The sequence below is a fragment of the Streptomyces sp. NBC_00335 genome (assembly GCF_036127095.1).
Lineage (GTDB): Bacteria > Actinomycetota > Actinomycetes > Streptomycetales > Streptomycetaceae > Streptomyces.
This window is the reverse complement of the sequence record NZ_CP108006.1, coordinates 15,674-41,866: the sequence shown is the minus strand read 5'-3', so window position 1 is coordinate 41,866 and position 26,193 is coordinate 15,674. Positions and strand designations below refer to the sequence as shown.

Here is a 26,193-nt window from a genome sequence, read left to right as displayed (position 1 = left end):
GACCGAACCGAGGCGGTACGTCCTCGCGACCGGTCGCTCGCCCTCCTGGCTACGCCAGCGGTCCGAGATCTCCTTCGAGGACGGTCTGGATGATCTGGGGCCGGTCCCAAAGGGCCAGGATCTCGTTGGCGATGGCCACGATCGGCAGGGGGTCCCGGTCGCCGTGCACCTCGATGGCTGCGGCCGACAGGCTGCGCGGTACTGCTCCGGCGTCCAAGAGAACCCTCCACTCCTCCGGGCCGAGCTCCAGGAACTCCAGCTCCGTGAGCTCGGCGATCTCCAACGGGTCGGCCAGGGTGCCGGGGTAAGCGGTCAGGGTGCGCAGGCGGGGTAGCCGGGCGACGAGGGCGAGACTGAGCGGCGCACCGTCCCACACGCCTATGGACAGGGCCTCCAGGCCGGGGTGCGCGGCGGCCTGGATGCTGGTCAGGCTTGCGATGTTGACCCTGGCAACGGCAGGTGGCCGCTCCTCTCGGGGTCTGGGCTCCGCGCCGAGTCTGCCCAGCACCAGGTCGGTGAGGGAGTGGGCAACGAGTTCGGCGCCGATGCTTTCCTCGTGGGAGAGCATGATGACCTGGCCCGTGTGTCCGCGGGGGCCGGGCGTCAGATCGACGGCCAGCCGGTCTCCGCCCCCGTTGTCGCCGAAGGCGATCCAGCCGGGTGAGCCGACGAGGCCCTGCACCATGGCGTCGGGCCGAGTGACGACGGCCTTCGTCGCCGCGAACTCCCAGCGACAGTCACGCGACGCCGCGTCGGCGACGTACAAGCCGTCGAGATCGAACAGTTCGCATCCGACCGCTTCGCACTCCCTCATCGCTGCTTCGTAGTCGTCACCCAGGTCCTCCCACCGTGCCCGCGTCACCCGGTAGAGGGCCTTGAGCTCGTCGGGGAGCGTGACGCCCAGGCGCGATTCGGCGGCGGAGATCTCTTCCTCCGTCGCGCCGATGGCGTGCGGCAAGCGTTCACGCAGTGTCCGCTCCAGCAACTCCAGGTCCGCCGAAGGGGCCGGCGCTGCCCCGGGAGCCGGTTCGGGGAGGCGGCGCCAGGGCTCGGGGAGAGCGCCATCGACCAGGATGAGCGCCCCCGGGTGCGGGGTACCTATGCCGGGTTCGACGGCGGGGCTGGGACCCAGCAGGCGGAGCACGGTCTTCCCGGTCGGGTGTATCTCCGCCGTGAACGAGACGTCGTCGACTCCAGCGGCCGCAAGCGCGTCCTGCACCCGCTCCACCGCGTCGAGTTCCTCCCGCATGTCCTCTACCTGAGCGGCCCGGCCGGGCGGCGGCATCCGTCGCGTCAGAGCCAGACTCCAGCCCCCTCGCCCTATGCGCCCGGCCACTCGAACGGGCCTGGCAACCTGCCCCCGCGCTTGTTCGGCCAGAAGGAGCCGCAGCACCGGCTCCCAGGTCGCGAAGTCGCCTATCGATGCAGTGGAGAGCCTCTGATCAACCATGCGCAGACCGTACGCGGGGCCGCTGACATCAGAACGCACAGGTCCCACGTGCCGCGGGCAGGCCACTGAGCATGACCGAACGGTACGTGCATACGTCGGGCCAACCACGGCGCTCAAGGCCAGCTACAGCACTCATCGTGTCGACGTTGAAGTGTCCTGCCCGCCATTCTGCGTCAGGCGTTCGGAGCCGGTTGGTGTGCGGTGAGCTCCGCCTCCTGCAGCCAGTCGGTGTACCAGCGAGCGAAGGTGACCGGCTTCCCGGCCCGGTCGAGGAGCGGGACGAGGTCTACGTCGTCTGCCCGGAGGTCGGACCAGACGGTGCCGCGGTGGGCGCCGCTGATGATCAGCCACTCCCGCTGGGCGCAGCCGAGGTGAGAGATCACGATGGCGCCGGCGGTGCGCTCGGGGGCGAACATCAGAGATTCCCAGCGTTCGTCCCACGCCTCGATGGCGTCGTCGAAGTCCTCGACCTCGAAGTCCTCCTCTTCTGGACGGACGGCGAGAAGCGCGTCGAGGGCTTCGGGGTCCGGGCCGTGTTCAGGAAACGGCCGGTCGAGCATGGCCAAGTCGGCCAGCTCGGCGCCGTCCCCTTCCCAGCGCCAGCGGCCCTGCACGCGCCGAACGGGGAAAAGGCCGTATGCCGGACCCGCGCCGCCGGCGCCCACGCAGGTGAGGAAGCTCCGGTAGTCATCCGGCAACCGCACACCTACCTGCGCTTCGAGGTCGGCGAGCCCGTCATCGGTCAGCGGGTCTTCCAGGACCCACCGGTGCCCGTGCGAGCCGAACACCTCGCCGCTCGGCGACAGTTCACCCAACGCGACCACACGCTGACGGACACCATTCCACTGCTGATCGACCATGAGCAGACCGTACGGGGAACCACCGACAGCGGACCGCCCAGGTACCACGCACGGCTGCGGGACAAGCCGGAACGCTCAGTAGCCCACTGCGAGGCCAAGGGCCAACTGCGCTGCACAACCACAGCCCGCCCTGGTCCTGCTCCGTCACCGCCCCGCCTGGTCCGTTGCGGTCACCGGAGCCCTCGCCGTGATGGTGCTCATGACCACCGTCACCGGGCTGCTGGTGGCTGTCACCCGAAGGTGAGCCCCTCCCGGTGGCACGTGTGGACGTGCCACCGGGAGGTCCAACCGCCCCGTCGCGCTGGATCGGCGTAGCCGTCACGGAAGCGCGGGCCCAGCCATTTTCACGCATCCTCATCAGCGCCCCGTTGCGTTCGGCCGCCGCTCTCGACGCCGAGCTGCACGCCGCCCTGGCCGCTTTCGACGCTGCGGCCGCTCCGCGGCGTGAGGCCCTCGAGGACCCGGACGAAGACGTCCTCGCCGAGGACATCGGGTGGCGCCAGGCCCGCACCACGCTGCTCGAGGCCGTCGCACGCCACCACCAAGCTCACCTGCTCGCCGCCGTCGTCGAGCTCGGCGGTGAGCTGGAGCTCCCAGCCACCCGTAACGGGCGCTTCAGGGGCGCGGTCGCGCAGAAGGCTGCGCGGTCAGCGCCGGCCGCCGCCGATGCGGCGGTCGTCGGCCAGTGCGGTCAGCGGGCCGAACTCGCGGGCAAGCTGGGTCCACGTCAGAACCTCGCCACAGCGGTCCGGGAAGTCCTTCGGGTTGAACTCGGGCATGGTCCAGGTGCCGGTGCCCCGGTCCCGCAGCCACAGGTCCCCGTCACCGTCGACCACGGTCGGCGGGACCGGTACGGGCTCGGCCTGGTCGGTGGGGTCCCAGGTGACCCGGCCCGGGTGGGAGGCGCGACGCAGCTCGGTGGTGGCCAGCCGCGCGGCCAAGTCACGGGCCGACTCTTCGGCGTCCTTGACCGACGCGAGTCGGAATGCGTCGTCAAGTACGGGCAGGGCTGGATTCTTGCTGCGCTTGGAACTCATACGCTGACTACCTCCGGGTGGGGGCGTCACATCCGTTATGGCACCCCGTAGGGGAACACGGTATCCGAGGTGGGAGCCGGGCCGGCTACGACATCTGTCCAGGTGGAGGCGCTGGCGGTGAGGAGTTCTCCGCCGGCGAACGGCCCGCAGCGCCCAGAGCGCGGCTCCGGCCTACGAGGGGATTCGGGTCAGGAGCGCGTCGACCGTCCGGTGCGCGCGCTCGCGCGCCGCAGGCCGGTCCAGGAGCAGAGCGTCGAGCAAGAGCGGCGAAACGATCGCGGAGACCGCGTCCTCGCGTGCTCCACCGGTCAGACCGGCGGAGGAAGCGGCCGCATGGAAGGGCGACAGAAGGTCTTCCACGTACCGGCGCCGCAACTCGGCCATCGTGGAGTCCCAGGCCGCCGCCGCGACGATGGCGTGGAGGAAGCCGCCGACCGGCCGGTCACGAAGCCGGTCGCACAGTGCGTCCACCTCGGCGTGCAGGTCGGCGCGGGCCTCTCCCGTGAGGGAGACGGCAGGGCGCGGTGCGACCTCGATCAGCGCCGCGAGCACGGCGTGCGGCGTGGGCCAGTGCCGGTAGATCGTCGAGCGCGAGACGCCCGTCACGGAGTGCAGCCGTTGCGCGGAGAGTGCTGCCGCGCCCTCGGTGAGCAGCAGCTCCAGAGCGGCTGTCAGGACCACGGTCGCGGTCTCGGAGGTCGGTCCCGCGGGACGGCCGGGTTGGGTCACCTGGTTAACGGTACATCTTGTATCGGCTTTTATTTAACGCTACATTCCGTACCGGAAATCGGAGTGGGGAGGAGCCCTCATGCGACCGCACGTGGAACTGGTGGACGAGCGAGATCTGATCTGGCACGCAGGCGAGTTCGAACACGCGGAGGGCGCTGCCCGCCAGCGCAACCTCAGCTACGACGAGGAGGACGGCTCGGCCTCGCTGAAGGTCCGCTTCACCACCGACTGGTCGCGCCCGGCCGGAGTCCACCACGCGGCCACCGAGTGGTACGTCCTCTCGGGCCGCGTGACCGTCGGGGAGACGGTGCTCGGCCCCGAGGGATTCTGGATGGCTCCGGCCGGAGTCCACACCCCTCGTGTCACCGCCGAGGCCGGCACCGAGATCCTGCTGTTCCGCGAGTACGGCGACTGGCGCTTCGACCTCGCGGACGCCGACCGGGCCGGCCTGCGCCCCGACCAGAAGCTGATCGTCCTGCAGACCTCCGACATGCCCTGGATCGACGTGCGCGACGGCAGCCCCATGCGCTTCGATCTCGGCGGCACACCGGTCCCCGGCCTCTACATCAAAATGCTGGCCCGCGACGCGAAGTCAGGCTTCTACAGCCGACTGATCAAGGCCAAGCCGGGCTGGCGCGAGGAGCCGCTGGCCCACCACCCGTGCACGGAAGAGGCCTACTGCCTCGACGGCGCCTTCGACTACAACTACGGCAAGATGTGGCCCGGAACCTACTTCTGGCGCCCCGCCCTCATCCGGCACGGCGACTTCACCGCCGACGAGCGGCTGGGCTGTACGTGGATCGTGCGCTCCGACAGCGATCTCGTGGACTGGTACACCTCCGACGCCCGCGTCGTCATGGAGGGCGATGCCACCAACTGGGGCCCCGACCACCCGCACAGCGTCCCGCCGCGCTTCGTGGAACCGGTCCGCTCCCGCAGCATCGGCCCCTGGGACAACCCCTCCTACCAGTAGGCGTGGCCGCTCCCCGCCGACTGCGCTGCCACGCTCCCGCATCGCCCGCCTGCTACATCCGGGGAGTCGGCTCCAGGCGGTCGAGGGAGCCGTGGAGGCCCCTGACGAGGCGGGCCCTGGCCTGCGCGTAGGCCAGGGTGCCGAGCCCGGAGGACGTCACCGCCAGGCGCCGTCCCGCATCCGCGAGGGCGTGTGCCGTCAGTTCCCGGAGTACGGAGCCGCCCGGCAGACCGGCGAGCCGGGCTTCCAGCTCGTCCAGGACGACCCTGGCGTGGCCCGTCAGTTCGAGTGCGGCCAGGTCGATGTCTGCCGGCGGGGGAGCCGTCTCGGAATTCCAGGCAAGAACCTGGGCCGCGAGCCGGAAGTGCACCTCCCGGTCCAGCGGCAGAGCATGACCGAGTTCTCCGTACGGATCCTGCACGATCCCCGCTCCGGCCATGACAGCCCGCCTCCCCATCCAAGTCCAGCGGATCACCCGAGCCCGGCCGACGTCCCCCGCAGCGGGGGAGCGCCCGCGAGCCGCCCGCTCACCCTTCGCCTCGCGGCAGCCCTTCGGATGCACCGGTTTGGTGGCGAGCCGCTGTACACCGGCGGGGGAGGGCCACGTGGCAGGGTGCCGCGACGTCCGCCGCATTCCCGGGTACGGCAGAAGGGCCCGGATCCTTGTGGATCCGGGCCCTTCTGTTCAGTAGCGGGGACAGGATTTGAACCTGCGACCTCTGGATTATGAGCCCAGCGAGCTACCGAACTGCTCCACCCCGCGTCGCTGAAACCCACTCTACGGCACCGCGGGACCGTCTTCTCACGGCTTTGCCCTGCTCAGGGGTCTTGCCCAAGACCGGTCAGTGCCGCGTACTCGACGCACAGTGGCACCTGGAGGGGTATCGCAAGCAGCCAGGGCCGGGCGTACCTTCGCTGAACCGCGCCGAGGGCGACCGGGGACCGGATGCATGGCATCCGCCGGCCAAGGCGGTCGGGTCCACAGGTGGAGTTCATGCCGCCGTCATACTCACCCCTTGTCACCCCCTCGTCCGTTCGCTGATGATCTGCGCATGCCAGCAGACCTCCGTGCCCACCGCGCGCCGGCTCCGCCCCTGCCGCGTCGCGTGCGGATCGGGTACGGCCTCGGCTCGCTCTGCACCGGCACGTTCGCCACCGTGCCGGGGCTGATCCTGCTCTACTACCTGACCAACATCCTCGCGGTCCCGGCGGCCGTCGCCGGGGCGGCGGTCTTCCTGCCCAAGGCGTGGGACGTCCTGATCAACCCGCTGGTCGGTGTGGTGTCCGACCGCAGCCGACTGCGCGGCGGCCCCCGCCGGCCCTTCCTGCTCGCCGGCGCGTGCACCCTGCCCCCGCTGTTCGCCCTCCTGTTCGCGGCGCCCCCGCTGCGCGGCGCCGCCGCCGCCGGATACGTGGCCGTGGTCTTCCTGCTGGCCGCCACCGCGTACGCCGTCTTCCAGGTGCCGTACGTGACCATGCCCGCCGAGATGACCGAGGACCCCGCCGAACGCGGCCGGATCCTCGGCTGGCGGGTGGGCTTTCTGGGCGTCGCGATCCTGCTTTCCGGAGCACTCGCTCCGGCCCTCGCGCAGGCCGACGGGGGCAGTCCGGCGAGCTACCGGCTGATGGGGGCCGCCGTCGCCGTGCTGCTGGCCCTCGGCATGTTCGGCGCCTGGTTCACCACCCGATGGGCACCGCGGGCCGCCCGCAGCGAGTCCGAGCCGTCGCTGCGCGCCCAGTTGGCGACCGCCCGGTCCCACCGGCCGTTCCTCCATCTCGCCGGTATGTGGACGCTGCAGGCCCTCGCCGTCGGCGTGATGCTCGCCGGCGTGCAGTACTTCGCCACGTACACCCTCGGTTCGCCGACCGCCGTCACCCCGCTCTTCGCGTGCCTGATCGGCCCCCTCGTCCTCGTCATGCCGCTGTGGAGCGGGCTGTCCCGGCGGTGGGGCGTGAAGAACGCGCAGTGGGCCGCCTCGCTGCTGTTCCTCGTCGGCGCCCTGCTGCTCGCCCTCACCCCGACGGCCGGGGCAGGTCTCGGCTACGCGGCGGTCGCGGTCGTCGGAGTGGCGTACGCCGGACTGCAGTTGCTCCCGCTGACCATGCTGGCGGACACCCTCGCCGCGGACGCGGCCCGCACCGGCAAGCGCCGCGCCGCGACGTTCACCGGGCTGTGGACAGCCGCCGAAACCCTGGCGTTCGCGCTCGGCGCGGGAGTCTTCGCCCTGGTCCTCGCGGTGACCGGGTTCCGCTCTTCCGACGCAGACCACCGGGTGGCTCAGCCCGAGGCGGCCCTCACCGGCATCACGGCGGGCATGAGCGTCCTCCCCGCCGTCCTCACCGCCGCCAGTCTGTGGCTGCTGCACCGCTACCGCGAGGACCCCGCCGGGGTCGGCGCGCACGACCCCGTACCCGTACCGTCCGAACCGCCCCGGCAGGAAGAGAACAACACCCGTGTCGACTGAACCCACCCGCGCCCTGCCGGGCGGCCGCACCCCGGACGACGTGCTCGCCGAACTGCGCTCCCTGCGGGAGGGCGACGCGCCCACCCGGGGTGGCCGGACCTTCGCCTACGTCTACGACGCCGGCCTCGACGGCCTCGACGAGTTGGCCGCCGCCGCTTACACCGCGTACGCCACCGTCAACGGGCTCGACCCGACCGTCTTCCCGAGCGTGGCCCGGCTGGAGAACGACCTAGTGGGCGCCGTCGCGGCGGTCCTCGGCGCACCCGGCGCCCAGGGCACCTTCACCAGCGGCGGGACGGAGAGCATCCTGCTCGCGGTGAAGACCGCACGGGACCACGCGCGGGCCGTGCGGGGGATCACCGCGCCGCAGCTCGTGCTCCCGTCCACCGCGCACGCCGCCTTCCACAAGGCCGCCCACTACCTGGGGCTGGAGACCGTCGTCGTCCCCGTCGATCCGGTCACCTTCCGCGCCGACGCCGACGCCATGGCCGCCGCCCTCACCGACCGCACGGCGCTCGTGGTCGCCTCGACGCCCTCGTACGCCCACGGGGTGATCGACCCGGTGCCCGAGATCGCAGCGGCCGCCGCGCGGCGCGGCGTGCTCTGCCACGTCGACGCCTGCATCGGCGGCTGGCTCCTGCCCCACCTGAGGCGGGCCGGACGCGAGGTCCCGCCCTTCGACCTGTCCGTGCCCGGAGTCACCTCGCTCTCCGTGGACCTGCACAAGTACGGGTACGCGGACAAGGGCGCCTCCGTCGTCCTGTACCGGGACGCCGAACTGCGCCGGTACCAGTACTTCGCCCACGCGGGCTGGCCCGGCTACCCGGTGGTCAACCCGACGGTCCAGGGCACGAAGTCCGGCGGCCTGCTGGCCCAGGCATGGGCGGTGCTCCAGTACGTCGGTGAGGACGGCTACACCGCGTTGGCCGCAAGGGTGGCCGAGGCGTCGGACCGGCTGCTCTCGGGGCTGCGCGGGATCGACGGCCTGCGCGTCCTGGGCGAACCGGCCGCCGGGCTGGTGGCGTTCACAGCCGGGGCCCCCCGGGGCGACGCCGCCGAGGGTGGCGGTACACAGGATGACGGACCGGCGTACGAGGCGGCACCCGACCTCAGCCTCCTGCTGCACCTCGCCGACGAGATGCGGGAGCGCGGCTGGTACCTGCAGCCCCAGCTCTCCTTCGACGGCCTGCCGCCCAACCTGCACCTCACCCTGACCCCGGCCACCGTCGGCCAGGTGGACGCCCTGGTCACGGACCTCGCTGCCGCCCTCGCCGCGGCCCGCGCGCTCCCGCCGGTGACCGTGGACCCGGGTCTCGTCGAGCTGGCCGTCGGCCTCGACCCGGAGACCCTCGGACCCGACGAGATCGCCGGCGTCCTGGCCTTCGCGGGCCTCGGCGGCGACGGGAAGCTGCCCGCCCGGACGGCTCCCGTCCTCATGCTGCTGGACGCACTGCCGGGGCCGTTGAAGGAACGCCTCCTGGCGGAGTTCGTGGGATCGGTCTTCCGCGTCTGATCACCGGCCGCCAGTGGGCCGGGGCCGGGGGCCCGTCACCGCCTCGTCCGCCTCGCGCCCCTCGGCGATGCGGTCGGCCCGCGCCCCGCTCCCACCGACGCCCACCGCTGCGACCTTTGGGCCTGGCGGCGCCGGTACGTGCGGCCCAGGTGGTGCTGGAGGCGTACGTGGCGGAACTGGTACACCGCGCCCGCTTGGCGCAGCACCCCGCGCCGGTAGGCATCGTCCAGGAACGCGGCCGTGTCCCACGGCAGTTTGCCCGTCATCGGCAGCCACAGCCTGGCCCGCACCACCCAGCGCCCCCACGCGGTGAACGACAGCGCGTACGAGACCCCGCCCCCGAGACCGACGACCGTCCCTATGAAGAGCCCGTCCCACGCCTCCCAGTTCAGGTCCCCGAGGAAGCCGTCCAGCAGTGTCACGATCAGTCCGCCGCCGAAGGCGACCGAAAGGGCGAGCAGCGGGACGAGCGCCACGACCTGTCGGCGGACGGTGGCCCGGTTGGCGGCGAGCAGGCTGATCGGGTCCGCTACGGAGGCGACGTCCAGCGGCGCCTCGAAAGCCGCCAGCAGCCCGAAGACCAGCCCGGCCCCCGCACCGAAGATCAGGCCGAAGACGAGCATGTTCACGGCCACCCCCTCCAGGACCTCGAGGTTCAGCACCAGGGCCCCGTACGCCAGTTGCCGCTCGACCGCCAGGGCGCAGGCGCAGCCCACGCCCATCACGAACCCGCCCGCCATGACCGCGCCGAACCGCGCCGTGAACACCCGCAGCGGTGCGCGCGCCGGACCCCGTACGCCCGGACCCCGCGCCACGGCGCCCCGTACGGGATCCGGCCCCGGACCGCCGCCCGGCAGGCGCAGGCGTACACGGGTGGGCTCGAAGGTGCCGTCGCCCCGGGCGATCATGCCCCCGTACACGGCCGCGAAGGCGAGCCCCGCCGCGGGGCCCATCAGCGCCCCCTCCAACAGGGTTCGCCACGCGGAGAGCGGGCCGATCAGGAGGCCGATCACCCAGGTGCTGAGGGCGGCGCAGAGGGTGGCGGTCAGCGCCACGCTCAGTACGCGCTGCCGGCGCGGCAGGAAGTCGCCGATCTCCCACCAGGCGAGGTCCTGGCGTTCCCGGTCGGGGTGTGCCAGATGGTGAGCGAGGTAGCCGAGCCACTGCTCGGCCCGGTCCGGATCCCAGTTCCGCGCATGCTCCGCCCCCGGGGCACGGCGCCGGTAGACCGCCGGGACGAAGCCGGCGAGCAGGTGCTCCTCGATGGAGCTCTCGTCGGGGAACGTCTCCGCGTCCAGCAGCTCGGCCGGGTCGGCCCCGGTCCGTTCGCTGTAGAGGGTCCGGGCCAGGGCGGTCATCAGGGGGGTGCGCAGGGCTCCGGTCAGGGGCTCCCCTGCGCCACTGCCACTGCCACTGCCATCGTTGCCATCGCCCTCTTCGGACCGCTCGCGCAGCCGCTCCGTCACCGCGTCCCACACGCCCCGGCCGTGACCGCCGCCCCGGCCCCCGCTCCGCCGGGCGGTTCGCGGCAGGTAGGCGGCGACGTCGTCGACGGTGAGGTCCGCGAGCTCGATGACGGTGGCCCAGATCAGCGGCGTGCCCGCCGTGTCCACCGCCTCGGCGAACTCCTCGCGCCGGCTGGTCAGGAGGAGCGGCGAGGAGAACTCGTTGAGCCGCTCCAGGGCCCTGCCCCGCAGCCCCTCCGCCATCTCGTCGAACCCGTCCAGGACCGGCAGGACGAGATCGGCCTCGATCAGGGCGCCGGCCATCGATGTGCCCGCCGCGCGAACCGCCAGGTGCGGGTGGTCCCGTACGAGCCGTTCGGTCATCCACGCGCGCAGGGTCCTGGCCGTCGGGTCCCACGAGCCGATGCTGAAGATCACGGGTACGCGGTCCAGGGCGGTGCGGGTCTCCAGGAAGTCCTGCACGAACCGGATCGTGAGCACGGACTTTCCCGAGCCCGCCCGGCCGAGGACCACCAGGCGCCCGGAGTGCCTGCGCCGGTAGAAATCGGCCACCATGGGCAGGTCGCCGCCCAGGTCGTCGCGGTCGGGCGCCGCGGCGCCCGGCGGGAGACGTTCGACGTTTGCCTCGTGATCGCTGAGGGCGGGGTCGGTACGCCGCCACCGCACCGGCAGCGGGAAGGGGTCGTGGACCCGGCGCCGTTCCTCCTCCAGCCGCCAGCGGCGCCGGATCTCCAGCGCCACGTCACGGGCCGCGGACAGCACCTCGTCCCGGACCAGCGCCGCGGAAGGGGCCGCGGGGGACCGCAGCCGCCCGGGCTGCACCTCGCCAGGCTCATCCGCGGTGCCTTCCCCATGCGCCCCGCCCAGCTCTCCCACCACCCCGTCCGGGTGAGCCGGAACGCCGCGCCCGCTCGCGAGCAGCTCGGCCAGCTCCCTGCGGTCCTCGGGCCCGGCCGCCAGCGCCTCCTGCAGCTTCTCCAACGAGAGCAGCGTCGGGTTCGGGGCCCTGCCGCTCTCCAGCCGCCGGATGGTGCTCTCGCTCACCCCCGACTTCGCGGCCAACTCCTCCTGCGTCAGCCCCGACCGCTGCCGCATGAGCTTCAACAACGAGGCCAGTCGCACGAGTCGATCGGACGGCACGCGGCGATCCCTCCCCTACCGGGGCCGCAGGACCGGCCCGGATCGCAGGCGAGCGTAGCGGGCGGCGACCGGTCATACGTGACCGGTGCCATGACCTGTACCCCGACCTGCGCGGACACCACGCTCGGAGCAGGAGGAGTCCTCCGGCGGCCACCCGCCCCACCACCACCGGCCGCCCTCCGCAGACCCGAGGAGAAGAGTGATGACCTACCGGTTCTGGTGCGGCGAATGCGGATTCAAGACCCCCTGGGGCACCGAGTCCGAGGCCGAACGGGGGCACACGGACCACTACGCCATCCGGCACCCCGGACTCCGCCTGGGCGGCCAGGTGGAGACCGCCGCCAAAGCCCCCGCCGGGGAAGGCACGGGCTGTGTGGGCTGCACGACCGCGGCCGTCCTCGGCCTCTCCTTACTGATCATCGTTTCCGCCTGCGGGCGCTGACCGAAGCGGAGGCGATCATGACCGGTATCGCAGTACAGAGTCTCGGCGCCGAAGATCCCCGACGCCTCGGCGGCTACCGCCTGCTGTGGCGGCTCGCCTCCGGCGGCATGGGCCGGATCTATCTGGCGCGCCCGGCGGCGGGGGGCCCGCTCGTCGCGGTCAAGACTCTGCTCGCCCACGGCCCCGTGGAGCGCCTCGACCGGGAGCGGTTCGCACGGGAGGTGGACCTGGCCCGGCGCGTCGACGCCGCGTACACCGCCCGCGTACTCGACGCCGACCCCGGAGCCCCTCGGCCCTGGATGGCCATCCAGTACGTACCCGCCCCGTCCCTTGCCGATCTCGTACGCGAGCAGGGGCCGCTGGCCGCCTGGGCCGTGCCGTCCGTCGCCGCGGGAATGGTGCAGGCACTGATGTCCCTGCACGGCAGCGGGGTCGTCCACCGGGACGTCAAACCGCAGAACACCCTGCTGCCGCTGACCGGCCCGCTCCTGATCGACTTCGGCATTTCGCACGCCGTCGAACGCACGCGTACGTCGCTCACCCTGGGCACCGTCGCCTTCACCTCTCCGGAGCAGGCGCGCGGCGAGGCGTCGACCGAGGCGTCGGACGTCTTCTCCCTGGGGGCCACCCTCTTCCACCTCGCCGTGGGGCGCCCGCCGTACCGGGAGGTGGAGTCCTCGATGGTGCTGCTGGCTCATGTCCAGGGCGGAAGGCTCGACTTGACCGGCCTGCCCACCAGCCTGGCCCCGTTGATCGAGCCGTGCCTGGCGTTCGAGCCGCGCCGGCGTCCCGACCTCGCCACTGTCCTGGCGACCGCCGTTTCCGCGCCCAGGCGCGGGCGGCGCTGGCTGCCGGTGGAGTGGACGGCGACGATCACGGCGTACGAGGCCCACGGGCGCGCCCTCGACGCGGACCGCACCGCGACCGGCTCCGCGGCGGGTGGAGCCGTCGCAGGGCACGCGCCGCCGCGCATCCCCGTACTCACCGACCCCGGGGAGGCGGCCGTCCGCCAGGAGCGGCAGCGCCGGGCCGAGGAGGTCCGCCGTCGCCGCGAAGCCGAACTGCGCAGGCTGGCTCGGAACGCCGGTGCTGGTGGTGAGGGCGGTACAGGAGGTACCGGAGGGAGCAGCGGCACGGCCGGCTGGGCCGTCGCCGTGCTCCTGGCCATCGCGCTGCTCGTCTGGCAGCCGTGGACGCTCACGCAGGGGGCGTCCGCCGACGCGCGGAGCACCCCTTCCGTGGCCACCACACCCGCCTCCACCCCCAGGGGACTCCCCTTTCCGTCCGAGAGGCCCACGCCGACGCGTACCCCCGCGCCCACCCCGACGCCGGAGGCGAAGACGGGCTCGAGCACGAGCGACACGGTCCGCCCCACTCCCACTCCCACCCCGACCCCCACTCCCACTCGTGACCGAACTGAGGAGGCCTTCCGTGCCGTCCGGCAGGGTTCCTGCCTGCTGCTCTACGCCACCGGGTACCCGGGCAAGTGGAACGTGGACGTCCCGCCCGGCCCCGTCCGCTGCGACACCGAGCAGGCCCACGTCCAGATCAGCTCCGTCGTCAACGGGGACTGCCCCAGCGGCAACGGCCGGACGAACTGGCGCTACAAGACCACCAACCTCTGCCTGACGCGCATCTTCCACGTCGGCTACTGCGTCCTCGGGAAGGGGCCGAGTAACAGCCTCCAGCTCGGCACCTTCACCCTCGTGGACTGCAAGGCCACCAGGATCCCCGCCGACTACGACTACGTCCTGCACATCACCGGCGTCTACCGCGCCCCGGCCGACGCGAGCGCCGCGAACTGCCGCCGCAACCAGAATGACTCCACCGACTACCGCGCCTGGCTGATGACCGACAACTCGGTACTGGTGTGCACGATGTTCTACCGCAACACCTGACGCCTGACCGGATCCGAGAGACCCCGGGATCGTTCGCGGTGAGGCCGCGTGACGCCCATTCAGCAATACCCCCGCCGTCGTCATCACCGCGAAGTCCGCCGGGCGCAAGCTCTTCGGCCTCGCCACCGCGGGCGTCCGTCTCGCTTGACCTCTTGCGCGTCAGCCCGGCAGCCAGTTCAGCTCGTGCGCCAGGGTCTTGGCGACGGCACGGATGCGGCGGTGCAGTGGCGACTGCTCGCGCGGGAGGACCAGATGGATCGTCAGGCTGGGCGCGCCCCGCAGTGGTCGCCAGGTGAGACCGGCCGGTTGTACCGTGGCCGCGGCTTCGCCGGCCGGGGCGAGGGTGGCCCCGTCGCGCAGGTCGCGCTGAGACATGTCGAAAGAGACTGCGGGCGTGTGGAATCGGGGGCGTGGTCGGATGTCTCGGAACAGTGCGGACAGCTGATCGTGGATCACGGGGTTGGCCGCACGGTCCGGGAGTCGCAGCGGGTACGCGGCCGCGTCGGCGATCTCGATCTCCGGGTGTTCGGCCAGCGGATGGTGCTGCGCCAGCTGGACTCCGATGCGCGCCCGCCGCAGCAGGACCCGGCGCACGCCAGGGCCCGGCTGTTCACCGCGGGTGATCCCGGCATCGATGCGGCCGTCGGCGACCGCGGGGGAGATCTCCGGTGTCGCCATCGGGTCCGCGCGGACCTGGAGTCCGCTGTTGCCGCGCATCAGTCTGTCCACCAGGGCCGGTACCGTCTCGGCCCCGGCGCTGAGGCTGTATCCGATGCGCAGCGTGCCCAGTTCACCGGCCGCCGTGCTCCGGGCGGTGTCCCAGGCCCGGTCCAGTGCCGCCAGCGCGGGCGGCGCGGACTCCGCCAAAGCCGCACCGGCCGTGGTCAACACGACGCTTCGGGTGTTGCGGACCAGCAGGGCCGTACCGAGTTCCGCCTCCAACCGGCGCATCCGGGCGCTGAGTGCGGGCTGTGCGATACCGATCCGTGCGGCCGCGCGCGTGAAGTTCAACTCCTGCGCCAGCACCAGGAAGTACCGCAGGCTCACCGTGTCCGGCGCCACGTGCCCTCCCCGCCGATTGATAACGATCCGTTCTGAGCCTATCCCGTACCGGTCTTTCCCTAGACGGCAGATCAAGCCCTAACCTGCGCATACGACGATGCGACTGACCGCAGAACCCGTCGCCGGGACCGGTCGATCTGAGTGTCAATTCGAAGTCGGACGTGTCCGGCCGAACACAGGAGGCTTCCATGGCCAAGGGCTACTGGGTCAGTGTCTACCCCGCGATTTCCGACCCTGAGGGGCTGACTGCCTACGACGAGCTGGCCGGTCCGGCTGTCCAGGCCGCGGGCGGGCGCCTCCTGTCCCGGATCCCGTCCAGTGGCGGTCGAGTGGTCGCCCACGAGGCCGGAATCACGCAACGCGTCGTCCTGGTCGAGTTCGACAGCTTCGAACAGGCCGTCGCGGCATACGAGAGCGAGGCGTACCAGAAGGCGCGGGTGGCCCTCCCCGACGGCGTCGAGCGCGACTTCCGCATCATCGAAGGCATCGACTGACCACGTGGACCGGACCCCCGTCCCCCCGTCCCGCCGGATCCCCGTCCCGCCGGACCCCCGGGAAGGACGGGGGTCCCGTCATGCCCGCAGGAAGGCGAGGACCGCCAGCACCCTTCGGTGGCCATCGGTGTCCACCGGCAGGTCCAGCTTGGCGAAGATGTTGCCGATGTGCTTGTTCACGGCCGCCTCACTGATGAACAGGTGCGCGGCGAGACTGGCGTTGGTCCGGCCCTCCGCGACCAGCCCGAGCACCTCGCGTTCACGCGGGCTGAGCCGTTCCAGGGGGTCCTTCTGCAGCCTCACTAGCTGGTGGATCACCTCGGGGTCCACCACCGTCCCGCCGGCGGCGACCCGATCGATCGCCGCCGTGAAATCGGCCACCGCGCTCACCCGCTCCTTGAGCAGGTAGCCCACCCCGGCCCCGCCGCCCGAGTCCAACAGGCCCAACGCGTAGGAGCGTTCCACGTACTGGCTGAGGACGAGCACGGGCAGCCCGGGGAACTCCTCGCGCAGCCCCACCGCCGCCCGCAGGCCGTCGTCGCCCATCGACGGCGGCATCCGCACGTCGGTGACGATCAGGTCCGGCCGCTCCGCGCGCACGGCCGAGACCAGGGCGTCGGCGTCGCCGACCGCGGCCACCACCTCGTGCCCGACCCGTTGCAACAGCCCGACCAGGCCCTCGCGCAACAGGACGGCGTCTTCCGCCACGATCAGGCGATGCGACACGGAACCTCCACATGCAGCAGGGTGGGACCACCGACCGGGCTCGACACCCGCATCCGGCCGTCGAGCGCCGCGACCCGGTCGGCGAGCCCGGTCACGCCGCTGCCCGCCTCCGGATCGACGCCGCCGCGGCCGTCGTCCGTGATGTCGAAGATCAACAAGTCGGAATGGTAGCGGCCCCGCACTTGCGCGCCACTGGCCCCGCTGTGTTTGGCGATGTTCGTCATGGCCTCGTTGATCAGGTAGTACATGGTCGTCTCCAGCTTCCTGGGCAGCCGCTCGGGCAGCCGCAGGTCCACCGTGACCGGAATCGGGAAGCGGCCGGCGTAGTCCTCGATCGCCGCGACCAGCCCGTGATCGGCCAGCACCGGCGGGTTGAGCCCCCGCACCAGGGCCCGCAACTCCTGGTGGGCGGTGGAGAGCTGGCCCTCCGCCTTGGTGAGCAACTCGGCCTGGGGAGAGCCGTCCGGGGTGTCCAGCCGCAGCATCGCGAGGGTCATCCCCAGGGAGACCAGCCGCTGCTGCGCCCCGTCGTGCAGATCGCGCTCGATCCGCACCCGCTCGGCGTCGAAGGAGTCCAGCAGGCGGGACTGCGAAGCACGCACCTCGCGCAGCTCCTCGCCGAGCTCCCGGTCGCGCGGCGCCAGGAAGGTACGCGCCATGGCGGCCCGCGCCCCCGCCCACGAGGTCACGGTGTAGGGCGAGGCGAGCAGCACGATCCCGCCGAAGACCGTCCAGGGCCAGGTCTCGCCGTCCACCGAGGCGATGGTCACGGCGGGTACCCCGAAGGAGAAGCCCAGCACCAGCAGGTCCAGCCACCACAGCGCGGCCGCCGAGACCAGCGTGAACACCAACTCGCGCCAGGTCACCTGCTCCTTGAGCCGGGTGGCCACCCAGTCCTTCGGTCCCGGCCCGTCCGGCCGGCGGTGCGGATCGGGCAGGTGATCGAGGTCCACCAGCCGCAGCCTGCGGCGCTCCACCGAGGCCACCACGGTGGAGGCCAGTACCAGCCCCACCAGGGGCGCGACGCCGACCAGCACCACCAGCAGCGCCAGCCCCGCCGCCAGACCGGCGGCGAAGACCAGGACGGCCGCCGCGCCGACCACGACGCCCCCGGTCAGATAGGCCAGGGACCGCCAAGGCCAGCTCGAGGTCAGGAAGCTCAAAGGACGCTGAGCCATGGCCTGCCAGGCCGTTGTAGGACGCATGGGTTCACCGTAACCCGGCCCTTGAAGCCCGAGGGGTAGAGCTGTCTCTACCTCGGAAGTAGAGGGTGGGTCAGTGCCCCGCGCACCCCTCGTGCAGTGGAATCGACCCATGACGACAACGAGGCGAACCCCCGTACAGGACGCGGTCGAGCTCCACGGAGTACGAAAGGTCCACGGCGCCGGCGATCGCTCCGTGACCGCCCTGGACGGCGTCTCCATCGGCTTCCCGCGCGGCACCTTCACCGCGATCATGGGCCCTTCCGGCTCCGGGAAGTCCACCCTGCTGCAATGCGCGGCGGGACTGGAGCAGCCGACCGACGGGCGGATCGTGCTCGCGGGTGTGGACATCGGCCGGCAGAACGAGAAGGAGCGCACCAAGCTCCGCCGCGACCACATCGGCTTCGTCTTCCAGGCCTTCAACCTCGTCGAGTCGCTGACGGCGGCCCAGAACGTGGAGCTGCCGTCCCGGTTCGCCGGCCGCAGGGTCGGCCGCGAGCAGGTCGCGAACGCGCTCGCCGCGGTCGCTCTCGCCGACCGCGCCGGCCACCGCCCCAGCGAGCTCTCCGGCGGCCAGCAGCAGCGCGTCGCCCTGGCCCGCGCCCTGGTCACCCGGCCCGACGTGCTCTTCGCGGACGAGCCCACCGGCGCCCTGGACACCGTCACTTCCAAAGAGGTGCTGCAGATGATGCGGATGCTGGTCGATCAGCAGGGCCAGACCACCCTGATGGTCACCCACGACCCGGTCGCGGCGGCCGAGGCCGACGTCGTCGTCTTCCTCAAGGACGGCCGCATCGCCGACCGCGTACCGCTGAGCCGGGACCCGGGCAGCGCCAACGCCGCCGCGATCGCCGCCCACATGGCCGGACTGGAGGCGTGATGCTGATCCTCGCGAACGTCCGCGAACGCTGGTCCGGATTCCTCGGTGCCTTCATCGCCGTCCTGGTCGGCGTTGCCCTCATCACCACCACCCTGGTCATCTACGACTCCTCCCGCCCCACCGTCCAGCCCCGGTACGCCGGCACCGCCGCCCTGGCCCTGCCCGAGCAGGCCCTCGACGCGGACGGCAGCCCCGAGGACCGGATCCCCTGGAGCAAGGACGAGGCCGCGCCCCTCCTGACCGGACTCGATGCGGTTCCGGGAGTGGCCTCCGTCGTGGTGGACCGCTCCTTCTACGCCCAGGCGATCGTCGGCGACGAGCCCGTCACCGACGAGGGAGCCCTGGAATCCGGTCACGGCTGGGACAGCGCCCGGATGGCGCCCTACGAGCTGTTCTCCGGCCGGGCCCCGTTCGGCGACCGCGAGGTCGTGGTCGACCGGGCCCTGGACGCGGCCGTCGGCAGCGAGCTCACCGTCAACATCGCCAAGGGCCGCGAGCGGTTCACCGTCGTCGGCACCGTGGACGGCCCCGGCTACTACTTCAGCGAGGCGTTCGCCGCCGAGCAGCAGCCCGGCGTCCGCGCCATCGCCCTGATCGCCGACGAGGGCGCCTCCGCCTCCGCGATCGCCGCCGGAGCCCGAAAGGTCCTCGACGGTCAGGGCACCGTGGTCTCCGGAGACGGCCGCTCCGAACTCCAGCCCGCGTACATCGAGCACAAGCGCTTCCTCGGCGTCCAGCTCATCAGCGCCATGGCGATCCTCGGCCTGTTCACCACGGTCTTCGTCGTCGCCTCCATGCTGGTCCTGGCGACCGGCATGCGCCGCCGGGAGATCGGCCTGCTGCGGACCATCGGCGCCGGACCCGATCAGGTCCGCCGCATGATCCTCGGTGAAGCCGCCGTGGTCGGCGCACTCGGTTCGATCGCGGGATGCCTGGCCGGCGTCGCCGCCACGCCACTGCTGCGGGGCATCCTGATCGACCTCGACGTGGCCCCGCCGAACATGGGGATCACCGTCTCCGCCTGGCCGCTGCTCACCGCCACCGTGATCGGTGTCGGCGTCAGCGTCATCGGGGCCTGGGCGGCCGGCCGCAAGGCCGCGAAGGTGGCCCCGATCGAGGCCCTGCTCGACAGCCGGTCCGCCAACAACACCATGGGACGCGGGCGCTGGATCGCCGGTCTGGCAGTCCTGGGCACCGGTGTGGTCCTCGCCATCGGCACCGCCACCACCGCTGCCGACAACCGGATCAACATGGCGATCTTCGCCACCATGACGCTCATCGTCGCGGCGGCCCTGCTCACCCCCGTCTTCGTGGGCCCGATCGGCCGCGCCCTGACCGCGCCGTTCCAGCGCGGGGGATCGGCCGCTCCGGTCCTGATCCGGGCCGAACTCGTAGCCAACTCCCGCCGCGTCGCCTCCCTGGTGGCCCCCGTGATCGCCGCCGTCGGGTTCGCGGTCCTGCTCAGCGGCATCGTGGAGACGATGCGGGTGGCCTACCCGGCGGGCGAGGCCCTCAAGGTCTCGGGCCAGACGATCGTCACCCCGGCCGGCACCCCCGGCAACACCGACGAGGTCGTCGCCGCCAACCCGGTGGGCAAGGCCGCCCTGCCGACCCGCGCCTTCGTCTCCGCGGCCGCCGACGCGCGAGCCGTCCTGGACGTCCTGGGCACCCGCGACCAGCGGTGGAACAAGCCGGGCCAGGCCGTCCTCGGCGAGCGGACCGCCAAGGAGCTGGGCCTGAAGCAGGGCGGCAACGTCCCGGTCCGGTTCGCCGACGGCACAACCGTCACCCTGAAGGTCGGCGCGGTACTGCCCGACGACCCGGCCCGGGGCGACTTCGTGGTCGCCCGTGACCTGGTACGGGCCCACGACCCGGCCGCGCTCACCGACGACATCTTCGTCCCGGCCGGAGCCGAGGCGTCCGACGCCGTCCCCGGCACCACCCTGCACGACGCCACGGAGTACGCCCTCGCGGACTACAACACCGACTCCCAGCTCACCGACAGCCTGGCCGACATGCTCATCTTCATCGCGGTCGGCTACAGCGTGATCGCCGTCGCCAACAGCATGGCCATGGCAGCCCACGGCCGGCGCCGAGACTTCGCCGTCATGAAGTCCGCCGGCGGCACCGTCCGCCAACTGCTCCTCCTGTCGGTCGGCGAGACCGCGATGGTCGTCACCGTCGGCGCCGCCCTCGGCATCCTGGTGACGCTGCCCCCGCTGGCAGGCATGGCCTCCGGCCTCTCGCAGGCCACCTCCTCCGACGTGGACCTGACCCTGAACACCGGAGCCATCACCTGGGCAGTCATCGGCACCATGCTGGCGGCGATCGCGGCCGGGGTCACGGTCACCTGGCAGACGCTGCGAAGGAAGACCGCATAGACGGCACGCACGCCCGCGAGGCCATGCTGCACACCAAGACGCCGGCCCCGGCGACACCCTCCCGGGGCCGCCGCTCGCGTACGCGCGCGCCCGGAGCACGGCTTCAGCGCGATCGTGGGCGCGGGGTTGAGGAACCCGCAGGAGAACCAGCGGGTCGAGTTCTAGGTGACCCAGAGGCAGAGAGACCCGCAGGCTGCCGACGTCGGAGCCGGCTGTGAAGAGGTCAGAATCTGTCCTACATAGCCTCTAGCCTGCGGTTTATGCAGAAATACGAGGACGGCGTCGAGATTCTTGTCCCCGCGAGCCCGGCCGAGCTGGAGGCGTGGCTCGACGAGCATCACGGGGAGCGGACCGCGCTCTGGGTGAAGATCGCCAAGAAGCATTCCGGCATCCCGTCGCTCACCTGGGAAGAGATGGTCGACACGGTGCTCTGCTTCGGCTGGATCGATGGTCTGCGGCGCGGCTTCGACGACACGTACTTCCTGCAGCGCACGACACCCCGCCGCCCCCGCTCGCCCTGGTCGCAGGTGAACGTCGACAAGGCCCAGGCCCTGATCGCCGAGGGACGGATGCGCCCCCGCGGCCTCGCCGAGGTCGAGGCAGCGCGGGCGGACGGTCGCTGGGCGACGGCATACGCCTCGCAGAAGAACGCCACCGCACCGCCGGATCTCGTCGAGGCGCTCGACGCGAACCCGGCGGCCCGGGCGTTCTACGAGACGCTCGGCAAATCCGACCAGTTTGCCCTGTACCTCAGCTTGGTCACCGCCCGCACCGAGAAGACCCGGCTGGCCCGCCTGGAGCGGATGGTGGCGACGATGGCGAGGTCCGAGCGGCCATCATGAGTTCCGCCTGCGGTGCGAGGGCCCGCACGGCCACCGCCACGCTTGGGTGGCCGATGAGATGGAGCGGATGCAGCTCGGGACAGCGCTCGAACTGCTCGGGCAGCTCGGCCACACGGATGACTGTTCGCCGATTCCGCCGTGACCGCCTTCCAGACCCGCTGTCGGGGCGCGCGGCTGGGCGATCCGCTGCCGGGGGAGTTGCCGTCACCCCGTGACGTGACCCGGGCCGCAGCGCGTCCGATGTTGAGGATCCCCCCAACGGCACTGCTGCGGCACGGCGTTGGCCCCGCGGTCTTCACGCTCCGCTCCTTCATGGGTACGCTCCGTGCGTCATGGTGGGGTCCAAGTGGAGCCCGGACTCGGGGGATGCTTCGTGATCGAGCAGGCGTACGTTCAGGCCGGCGACAAGCCCACGCCGGCGCTCAAGGACATCAGGGACCGGATCGCGAAGGCGGTGGACGAGACGGAGGGCAGCACCGGCCTCAAGCGCCTCGCGTGCTGGCTGCAGATGCCGGTCGATTCCGCCTTCGGGAAGATGATGGACGTCAACTGCCAAGGGCGCGCCAAGGAGGTAGGCGCTCTGCTGAGCCCCGGGAAGGAGGGGCTCTTCACGCCCGCAGACCTCGGGTCGGTCCTCAGTGCCTCGGTTGCGTGGACGGGCATCGACACGGCCCTGAAGGCCGAGCGCGCCGTGTACGTCAACGGTCCGGCCGAGCACGTGGGCGGGGCCAAGAGCAAGTTCACCAGCGGATTCCACGTGATCGTCTTCCTGGCTGTCGGGAAGGAGGCCGACGACCGCGTCTACTACCTGGGCCTCGACCCGGACGTCAGCGCCACGACGGAGTCCCGGGCGGCGTGGAAGACGCTGGTCGAGGGGGAGCCCGAGACGAAGCCGGAGGAGTTCACCGCGGCGAAGAGCCTGCGGGTCGTCAAGTCGATGATCCTCGGCGACCAGGAGGGCGGCTTCGGCCCGCTGATCCGCAAGTACTACGTCGACACCACCGCGAAGTTCCCCAAGATCAAACGCTTCGGCTGAGCGCATCGGGCGCCGTCGAACACGACCTGCCCGGGACGGGGTGCGTGCGCGGCGGAGTCCCGCACCCGAGGCAGACATACACGGCCAGCGCGGCAACGGCAACCCGCACGCGAGGCGTACGGTCCAGCCCGCGGCATGTGACTTCTGCACCAACTGATACGACCTCTTAGTCCCAGCCACCCGCAGACAATGCCACCGGCCAGAGGGAACAGGGGGACAATCACAGCTGTGGCAGCAGTCGTGAAGTCGGGATTCGTCGGAACATATGAGCCCCAAGGCGTCCGAGCCACGGCGAGGGTCTCTCCAGGCTTGTGATCGGCTACCACACGCACTTTGTGGACGCCCCCGGTACGCTCGCTCGCCAGGTGCCCTGCACATTCGATATAGCTTCCCCCGCGCCCGCCGACCACCCTTTCGCAAGCGGTCAACACCAGGTGATCTTCCTTCCCGATCAGGCCGAGTTGCACGGCGGCCGTCACCGCAGAGAAGCCTGCCGTCCCAAGCAGTACCACCGCGATGACAAGCCAGGCGATGGCCGCCACACGCCGTTGCCAGCCTCGCGCTGCGTCACCCACGGGTCATCATCACCAGCGACACTGGCACAGCGACGAGGCCGCAAACCACGAAGAGCGCACCCACAATCCGCACGAATCGCTGCGGCGGTACTGATCGAGTCTGGCTCTGCTGCCGTGGGCTCCGCTCAAGGCCTTCCACCACCAGCGCGCGTATCCGGGCAGACCCGCGCCGCGACGCGAACACCCCTCCCAGCGCAACGGCCAGGATCCCCCAGATCAACAGGAACACGTCCGGAGACGCCTCATTCTGAACCGCTAGCAACGACATGCTCGGAATCCTTTACTCAGACGCAGGTACCGAGTACTGACGAGCCGCGCCGACAGCCGGCTTGTGTCATGTCGGCGGTGTGAGTACCGGCTGCCGGGGGCCGATCCTGGTGGTCCGCCATCGTCCAGCAGCAGGAAACCCGTATCGGGCGGGCTGGAACCAAGCGGCCATCACGGCCGCGTCGGCACAGATCCACGGTCTGCTCGCCGAATCTCTCCGGATGCCAGGACGGACGTTGCGGCGCCGACGAAGAGCACGCCTGGGATCGCGAACATGATGCGCTGATCACTCTCCAGGACTGCCTCGTACCGGCTCTGGGTGATCTCGACCGTGCCCCGCGCATACGGCGTCGTGTCGAAGGCGAAGTAGCGGCCGTCCTTTACCTCGGCCGACTGCAAGTTCCTCTCTGCGGCGAAACTGATGATGGTCATCGCGACGCCCGCCAAGGCCAATGCCCCAAGCGTCAGCTGCACCCTGCCGGACAGGCACCGGACTGCCAGCCACAGCGAGTGCCGGTCCGCGCGCGTCACGATCCCACGCACCAAGGCAGACATGAAGATTGGGAACAACAGCACGAAAATCACTGGCACCAGCCACCTCAACCCGCTCAGCGGCAAGGATCCAGGAAGCCAGGTGAGCGCGGCCAGCACCAACAGCACGGCCCCGAGCACGGTCGCGATTCCGCCGTGCCATTTGAATGTCCACCCCATGGCCTGCAGCTTGGCATAGGGACGGTTCAAAGTCGTTGCCGGACCTCGGCAACAATGGCCGCCTTCCAGAGCACCAGGCGATCTTGATCTTTCCGCTCCGATACAGGGCGCGTGAAGGCGAGTTCGCCGTCGAGGTCCCGAGCACGGGTGAGGGGGTGTTCGGTGCGGACGGGCAGGTGCACGCTAGGGCGCTGAGCGGCCGCTTCTCATCTTCCTGTGGTCAGTCCGATGATCCAAACGAAACGGCCTAGCGGTGCCTTGCTCAGGCGAGCTGCACCGGATCGGTGTTCGGACCTCGGGCCGTGCCCGCTTTCCCTGTACCGCTGCCACGCCGGTCGGCCCGCCACCCACGGTCACCGTGTTCGTTACGCGGGCTGTCGAGGTGTCGATGACCGACAGGGTGTTCGAGTCGAAGTTGCTGACGTTAGACGAGGGAGCCGTCCGGGCCGACGGCGAGGCCGTTGGGGCCGTCTCCCACGGCGACGGTTTCCGTGACGGCGCGGCCGCGGGTGCTGATCACGGACACGGTGTCGGACCCGATGTTGGCGACGTATACCTGTCGCCCGTCCGGTCGCACCCCGATTCCCGCAGGCTGGTCCCCGACCGGGATGCGGTCCGTTTCCGCGCCGTCATGGACGTCGACCACCGACACGTCGTCCGAGGTCAGGTTGGAGACGTACAGGCGGCGGCCATCGGGGGTGAGTACCAGAGCGGTCGGTCCGCTGCCGACAGGGATGGTGCCGGTGACCGTTCGGGTGGCGGTGCGGACCACTGAGACGGTGCCGGACGCGGCGTTGGCGACGTACAGGGTGCATCCGTCGGGTGTCACCGCCACGCCCAGCGGGGCATCGCCCACCGCGATGGTGTCCGTCACGGCACGGGTGCGGGTGCTGATCACCGACACGTTGTCCGACCCGACGTTGGCGACGTAGACGTTCCGGTTGTCGGGAGAGACCGTCACTCTGCTCGGTTCGTCACCGACAGCGACGGTGGCGATGACCGTCCTGGTACGGGCGTCGATCACCGATACGGTGTCCGACGCGGAATTGGTGATATAGACGCGGGAGCCGTCCGGGCTGACGGCCACGCTGTCCGGTCCGTCCCCGACGGGAACGCTGTCCACGACCATGCCGGTTCCGGTGTCGACGACCGACACCGTGTCGGAGTGGAGGTTGGCGATGTAAACGAGGGCATCAGGCCGCGGGGACAGCCCGACTGCCGTCGTCCCGACGGATGCGCCGGCCAGGTTTCCCGGTGCCATTAGCGCCGCTGTCACTCAGAGCACCACGGCTGCTCGCTGCGCCAGGTCTTGACTCCTCGTCATGGGACCACGCTAAGACTCGGGAGCGGAAAGCCACGTAAGGCTCACGCTCAGGCTGACCGAACGGCGCATCGCGGCCGCCGCCTACGCCGACTCCGTCTACACCGGCCGCACCCTGGGCAACCCTCCCAGGGCACAACCTCGGATGCTCCCGCGGCGGGCTGCCGCTCCGGCGCCGGGGAATCCGGGCGGTCATCCCGCAGCCGTCCGACCAGATCGCCATCGCCTACCAGGCGCGCACTCCACCTCGCGGGCATCCTCATCTGGACCTGACGCTGACCAAAGAGGCAGAACCTAGGCCGTCTCGTTCGGATCATCTGGGCAGGGCGGCCAGGCGCTCGGCTGCGCCGCGGCGTGCATGGAGGGGCCATCGGCGTGACGGCTGCGCCGGTCCGCTGGACGGGCGCAGCCGTCGGAGTTCTCGGCCTCGGCCCGTGATCAGCGGATTGGGTCTGGCGCGGGGAGGAGATCGACTTGGATGTCGGTCGGCCGGCCGGAGTCGAGGAGCACGGTACCCATGAGGCTCCTCGGCCCCCAGGGGCCTGCGGTGCCCCGACGGGGGTCGCCCTTCGCTGTTGGCGGCCGCGGGTGTGCGCGTGAGCTGGGCCAGCTGTCGGCGGAACGCCTTGCCTGCTGCTGGCGAGGGCGATCCGCACAGTGGGTATGGCGGGGGCGGTAGGCACTTCCTCCCCGTGCCGGACTGTCGATGTGCCTGCCTGCCCT

Annotated in this window: 24 protein-coding genes and 1 tRNA gene; 10 read left to right on the top strand and 15 right to left on the bottom strand. The window is 71.2% G+C overall.

Features of this window, described 5'->3' with window-relative positions; genetic code table 11:
- Positions 1-49: 49 nt before the first annotated feature.
- The 5 genes from OHA37_RS00240 to OHA37_RS00220 all read right to left on the bottom strand — a co-directional run bounded on the left by OHA37_RS00240 (position 50) and on the right by OHA37_RS00220 (position 4,076).
- On the bottom strand, positions 50-1,450 hold the full coding sequence (locus OHA37_RS00240) for an SMI1/KNR4 family protein (protein WP_266914719.1): 1,401 nt from the start codon (positions 1,448-1,450) through the stop codon (positions 50-52).
- 173 nt (positions 1,451-1,623) lie between these two features.
- Complete coding sequence (locus tag OHA37_RS00235) at positions 1,624-2,310, bottom strand: SMI1/KNR4 family protein (protein WP_266914717.1); 687 nt, start codon at positions 2,308-2,310, stop codon at positions 1,624-1,626.
- Between the two features lie 344 nt (positions 2,311-2,654).
- On the bottom strand, positions 2,655-2,861 hold the full coding sequence (locus OHA37_RS00230) for a hypothetical protein (protein WP_266914715.1): 207 nt from the start codon (positions 2,859-2,861) through the stop codon (positions 2,655-2,657).
- Positions 2,862-2,957: 96 nt separating this feature from the next.
- Entirely contained in the window at positions 2,958-3,347 is a 390-nt protein-coding gene (locus OHA37_RS00225) for a hypothetical protein (protein ID WP_266914713.1), read from the bottom strand.
- 171 nt (positions 3,348-3,518) lie between these two features.
- Entirely contained in the window at positions 3,519-4,076 is a 558-nt protein-coding gene (locus OHA37_RS00220; protein ID WP_266914711.1) for a TetR/AcrR family transcriptional regulator C-terminal ligand-binding domain-containing protein, read from the bottom strand.
- A 79-nt stretch (positions 4,077-4,155) separates the two neighbouring features.
- On the opposite strand from OHA37_RS00220, the gene OHA37_RS00215 reads away from it, so the two are divergent.
- A complete protein-coding gene (locus OHA37_RS00215) occupies positions 4,156-5,049 on the top strand; it encodes a DUF4437 domain-containing protein (RefSeq protein ID WP_266914709.1) in 894 nt (297 codons plus the stop codon).
- Between the two features lie 52 nt (positions 5,050-5,101).
- On the opposite strand, the gene OHA37_RS00210 is transcribed toward OHA37_RS00215, so the two are convergent.
- Both OHA37_RS00210 and OHA37_RS00205 read right to left on the bottom strand, forming a co-directional pair.
- On the bottom strand, positions 5,102-5,488 hold the full coding sequence (locus OHA37_RS00210) for a DUF6415 family natural product biosynthesis protein (RefSeq protein WP_266914707.1): 387 nt from the start codon (positions 5,486-5,488) through the stop codon (positions 5,102-5,104).
- 250 nt (positions 5,489-5,738) lie between these two features.
- Positions 5,739-5,812, bottom strand: a tRNA-Met gene (locus tag OHA37_RS00205).
- A 289-nt stretch (positions 5,813-6,101) separates the two neighbouring features.
- On the opposite strand from OHA37_RS00205, the gene OHA37_RS00200 reads away from it, so the two are divergent.
- Both OHA37_RS00200 and OHA37_RS00195 read left to right on the top strand, forming a co-directional pair.
- Complete coding sequence (locus OHA37_RS00200; protein ID WP_266914705.1) at positions 6,102-7,514, top strand: MFS transporter; 1,413 nt, start codon at positions 6,102-6,104, stop codon at positions 7,512-7,514.
- A complete protein-coding gene (locus OHA37_RS00195; RefSeq protein WP_266914703.1) occupies positions 7,504-9,027 on the top strand; it encodes a pyridoxal phosphate-dependent decarboxylase family protein in 1,524 nt (507 codons plus the stop codon). Before OHA37_RS00200 ends, OHA37_RS00195 begins: the two co-directional genes overlap by 11 nt.
- Before the next feature lie 35 nt (positions 9,028-9,062).
- Here OHA37_RS00195 and OHA37_RS00190 read toward each other — a convergent pair whose 3' ends face one another.
- A complete protein-coding gene (locus OHA37_RS00190) occupies positions 9,063-11,633 on the bottom strand; it encodes a helix-turn-helix domain-containing protein (RefSeq protein ID WP_266914701.1) in 2,571 nt (856 codons plus the stop codon).
- 202 nt (positions 11,634-11,835) lie between these two features.
- On the opposite strand from OHA37_RS00190, the gene OHA37_RS00185 reads away from it, so the two are divergent.
- Both OHA37_RS00185 and OHA37_RS00180 read left to right on the top strand, forming a co-directional pair.
- Positions 11,836-12,075 carry a hypothetical protein gene (locus OHA37_RS00185; protein ID WP_266914699.1) on the top strand — a complete coding sequence of 80 codons (240 nt, stop codon included), beginning with the start codon at positions 11,836-11,838 and terminating at the stop codon, positions 12,073-12,075.
- Positions 12,076-12,092: 17 nt separating this feature from the next.
- Entirely contained in the window at positions 12,093-13,973 is a 1,881-nt protein-coding gene (locus OHA37_RS00180) for a serine/threonine-protein kinase (protein WP_266914697.1), read from the top strand.
- A 159-nt stretch (positions 13,974-14,132) separates the two neighbouring features.
- Here OHA37_RS00180 and OHA37_RS00175 read toward each other — a convergent pair whose 3' ends face one another.
- Complete coding sequence (locus OHA37_RS00175) at positions 14,133-15,035, bottom strand: LysR family transcriptional regulator (protein WP_266914695.1); 903 nt, start codon at positions 15,033-15,035, stop codon at positions 14,133-14,135.
- 188 nt (positions 15,036-15,223) lie between these two features.
- Between OHA37_RS00175 and OHA37_RS00170 the strand changes: the two genes are divergently transcribed.
- Entirely contained in the window at positions 15,224-15,529 is a 306-nt protein-coding gene (locus OHA37_RS00170; protein WP_266914693.1) for a DUF1330 domain-containing protein, read from the top strand.
- Positions 15,530-15,607: 78 nt separating this feature from the next.
- Here the strand turns inward: OHA37_RS00170 and OHA37_RS00165 are convergent, their stop codons facing one another.
- Complete coding sequence (locus tag OHA37_RS00165; protein ID WP_266914691.1) at positions 15,608-16,255, bottom strand: response regulator; 648 nt, start codon at positions 16,253-16,255, stop codon at positions 15,608-15,610.
- Entirely contained in the window at positions 16,240-17,460 is a 1,221-nt protein-coding gene (locus OHA37_RS00160; RefSeq protein WP_266914689.1) for a sensor histidine kinase, read from the bottom strand. The genes OHA37_RS00165 and OHA37_RS00160 overlap by 16 nt, the downstream gene beginning before the upstream one ends.
- Before the next feature lie 109 nt (positions 17,461-17,569).
- Between OHA37_RS00160 and OHA37_RS00155 the strand changes: the two genes are divergently transcribed.
- The 4 genes from OHA37_RS00155 to OHA37_RS00140 all read left to right on the top strand — a co-directional run bounded on the left by OHA37_RS00155 (position 17,570) and on the right by OHA37_RS00140 (position 22,596).
- Positions 17,570-18,337, top strand: coding sequence for an ABC transporter ATP-binding protein (locus OHA37_RS00155; protein WP_266914687.1), 768 nt, complete (start codon positions 17,570-17,572; stop codon positions 18,335-18,337).
- The gene (locus OHA37_RS00150) at positions 18,337-20,718 is read left to right on the top strand and encodes an ABC transporter permease (RefSeq protein ID WP_266914685.1); all 2,382 of its coding nucleotides are present in this window, start codon (positions 18,337-18,339) and stop codon (positions 20,716-20,718) included. Before OHA37_RS00155 ends, OHA37_RS00150 begins: the two co-directional genes overlap by 1 nt.
- A gap of 260 nt (positions 20,719-20,978) precedes the next feature.
- Positions 20,979-21,560, top strand: coding sequence for a YdeI/OmpD-associated family protein (locus OHA37_RS00145; RefSeq protein WP_266914683.1), 582 nt, complete (start codon positions 20,979-20,981; stop codon positions 21,558-21,560).
- Positions 21,561-21,933: 373 nt separating this feature from the next.
- Positions 21,934-22,596 carry a hypothetical protein gene (locus tag OHA37_RS00140; RefSeq protein WP_266914681.1) on the top strand — a complete coding sequence of 221 codons (663 nt, stop codon included), beginning with the start codon at positions 21,934-21,936 and terminating at the stop codon, positions 22,594-22,596.
- A 567-nt stretch (positions 22,597-23,163) separates the two neighbouring features.
- Here the strand turns inward: OHA37_RS00140 and OHA37_RS00135 are convergent.
- The 4 genes from OHA37_RS00135 to OHA37_RS00120 form a co-directional block, all read right to left on the bottom strand.
- Positions 23,164-23,439, bottom strand: a complete 276-nt coding sequence (locus OHA37_RS00135) for a hypothetical protein (protein WP_266914679.1) — start codon at positions 23,437-23,439, stop codon at positions 23,164-23,166.
- A gap of 170 nt (positions 23,440-23,609) precedes the next feature.
- A complete protein-coding gene (locus tag OHA37_RS00130; protein WP_266914677.1) occupies positions 23,610-24,179 on the bottom strand; it encodes a hypothetical protein in 570 nt (189 codons plus the stop codon).
- Between the two features lie 153 nt (positions 24,180-24,332).
- A complete protein-coding gene (locus OHA37_RS00125) occupies positions 24,333-24,539 on the bottom strand; it encodes a hypothetical protein (protein WP_266914916.1) in 207 nt (68 codons plus the stop codon).
- Positions 24,540-24,573: 34 nt separating this feature from the next.
- On the bottom strand, positions 24,574-25,410 hold the full coding sequence (locus tag OHA37_RS00120; protein WP_266914675.1) for a YVTN family beta-propeller repeat protein: 837 nt from the start codon (positions 25,408-25,410) through the stop codon (positions 24,574-24,576).
- Positions 25,411-26,193 lie beyond the last annotated feature (783 nt).

What these genes read in the sequence shown, in the direction of transcription:
- OHA37_RS00240 (WP_266914719.1), bottom strand. Translation starts at nt 1,450, where the DNA reads ATGGTTGATCAGAGGCTCTCCACTGCATCGATAGGCGACTTCGCGACC.
- OHA37_RS00235 (WP_266914717.1), bottom strand. Translation starts at nt 2,310, where the DNA reads ATGGTCGATCAGCAGTGGAATGGTGTCCGTCAGCGTGTGGTCGCGTTG.
- OHA37_RS00225 (WP_266914713.1), bottom strand. Translation starts at nt 3,347, where the DNA reads ATGAGTTCCAAGCGCAGCAAGAATCCAGCCCTGCCCGTACTTGACGAC.
- OHA37_RS00215 (WP_266914709.1), top strand. Translation starts at nt 4,156, where the DNA reads ATGCGACCGCACGTGGAACTGGTGGACGAGCGAGATCTGATCTGGCAC.
- OHA37_RS00210 (WP_266914707.1), bottom strand. Translation starts at nt 5,488, where the DNA reads ATGGCCGGAGCGGGGATCGTGCAGGATCCGTACGGAGAACTCGGTCAT.
- OHA37_RS00200 (WP_266914705.1), top strand. Translation starts at nt 6,102, where the DNA reads ATGCCAGCAGACCTCCGTGCCCACCGCGCGCCGGCTCCGCCCCTGCCG.
- OHA37_RS00185 (WP_266914699.1), top strand. Translation starts at nt 11,836, where the DNA reads ATGACCTACCGGTTCTGGTGCGGCGAATGCGGATTCAAGACCCCCTGG.
- OHA37_RS00180 (WP_266914697.1), top strand. Translation starts at nt 12,093, where the DNA reads ATGACCGGTATCGCAGTACAGAGTCTCGGCGCCGAAGATCCCCGACGC.
- OHA37_RS00170 (WP_266914693.1), top strand. Translation starts at nt 15,224, where the DNA reads ATGGCCAAGGGCTACTGGGTCAGTGTCTACCCCGCGATTTCCGACCCT.
- OHA37_RS00160 (WP_266914689.1), bottom strand. Translation starts at nt 17,460, where the DNA reads ATGCGTCCTACAACGGCCTGGCAGGCCATGGCTCAGCGTCCTTTGAGC.
- OHA37_RS00155 (WP_266914687.1), top strand. Translation starts at nt 17,570, where the DNA reads ATGACGACAACGAGGCGAACCCCCGTACAGGACGCGGTCGAGCTCCAC.
- OHA37_RS00150 (WP_266914685.1), top strand. Translation starts at nt 18,337, where the DNA reads ATGCTGATCCTCGCGAACGTCCGCGAACGCTGGTCCGGATTCCTCGGT.
- OHA37_RS00145 (WP_266914683.1), top strand. Translation starts at nt 20,979, where the DNA reads ATGCAGAAATACGAGGACGGCGTCGAGATTCTTGTCCCCGCGAGCCCG.
- OHA37_RS00135 (WP_266914679.1), bottom strand. Translation starts at nt 23,439, where the DNA reads ATGTCGTTGCTAGCGGTTCAGAATGAGGCGTCTCCGGACGTGTTCCTG.
- OHA37_RS00120 (WP_266914675.1), bottom strand. Translation starts at nt 25,410, where the DNA reads ATGGCACCGGGAAACCTGGCCGGCGCATCCGTCGGGACGACGGCAGTC.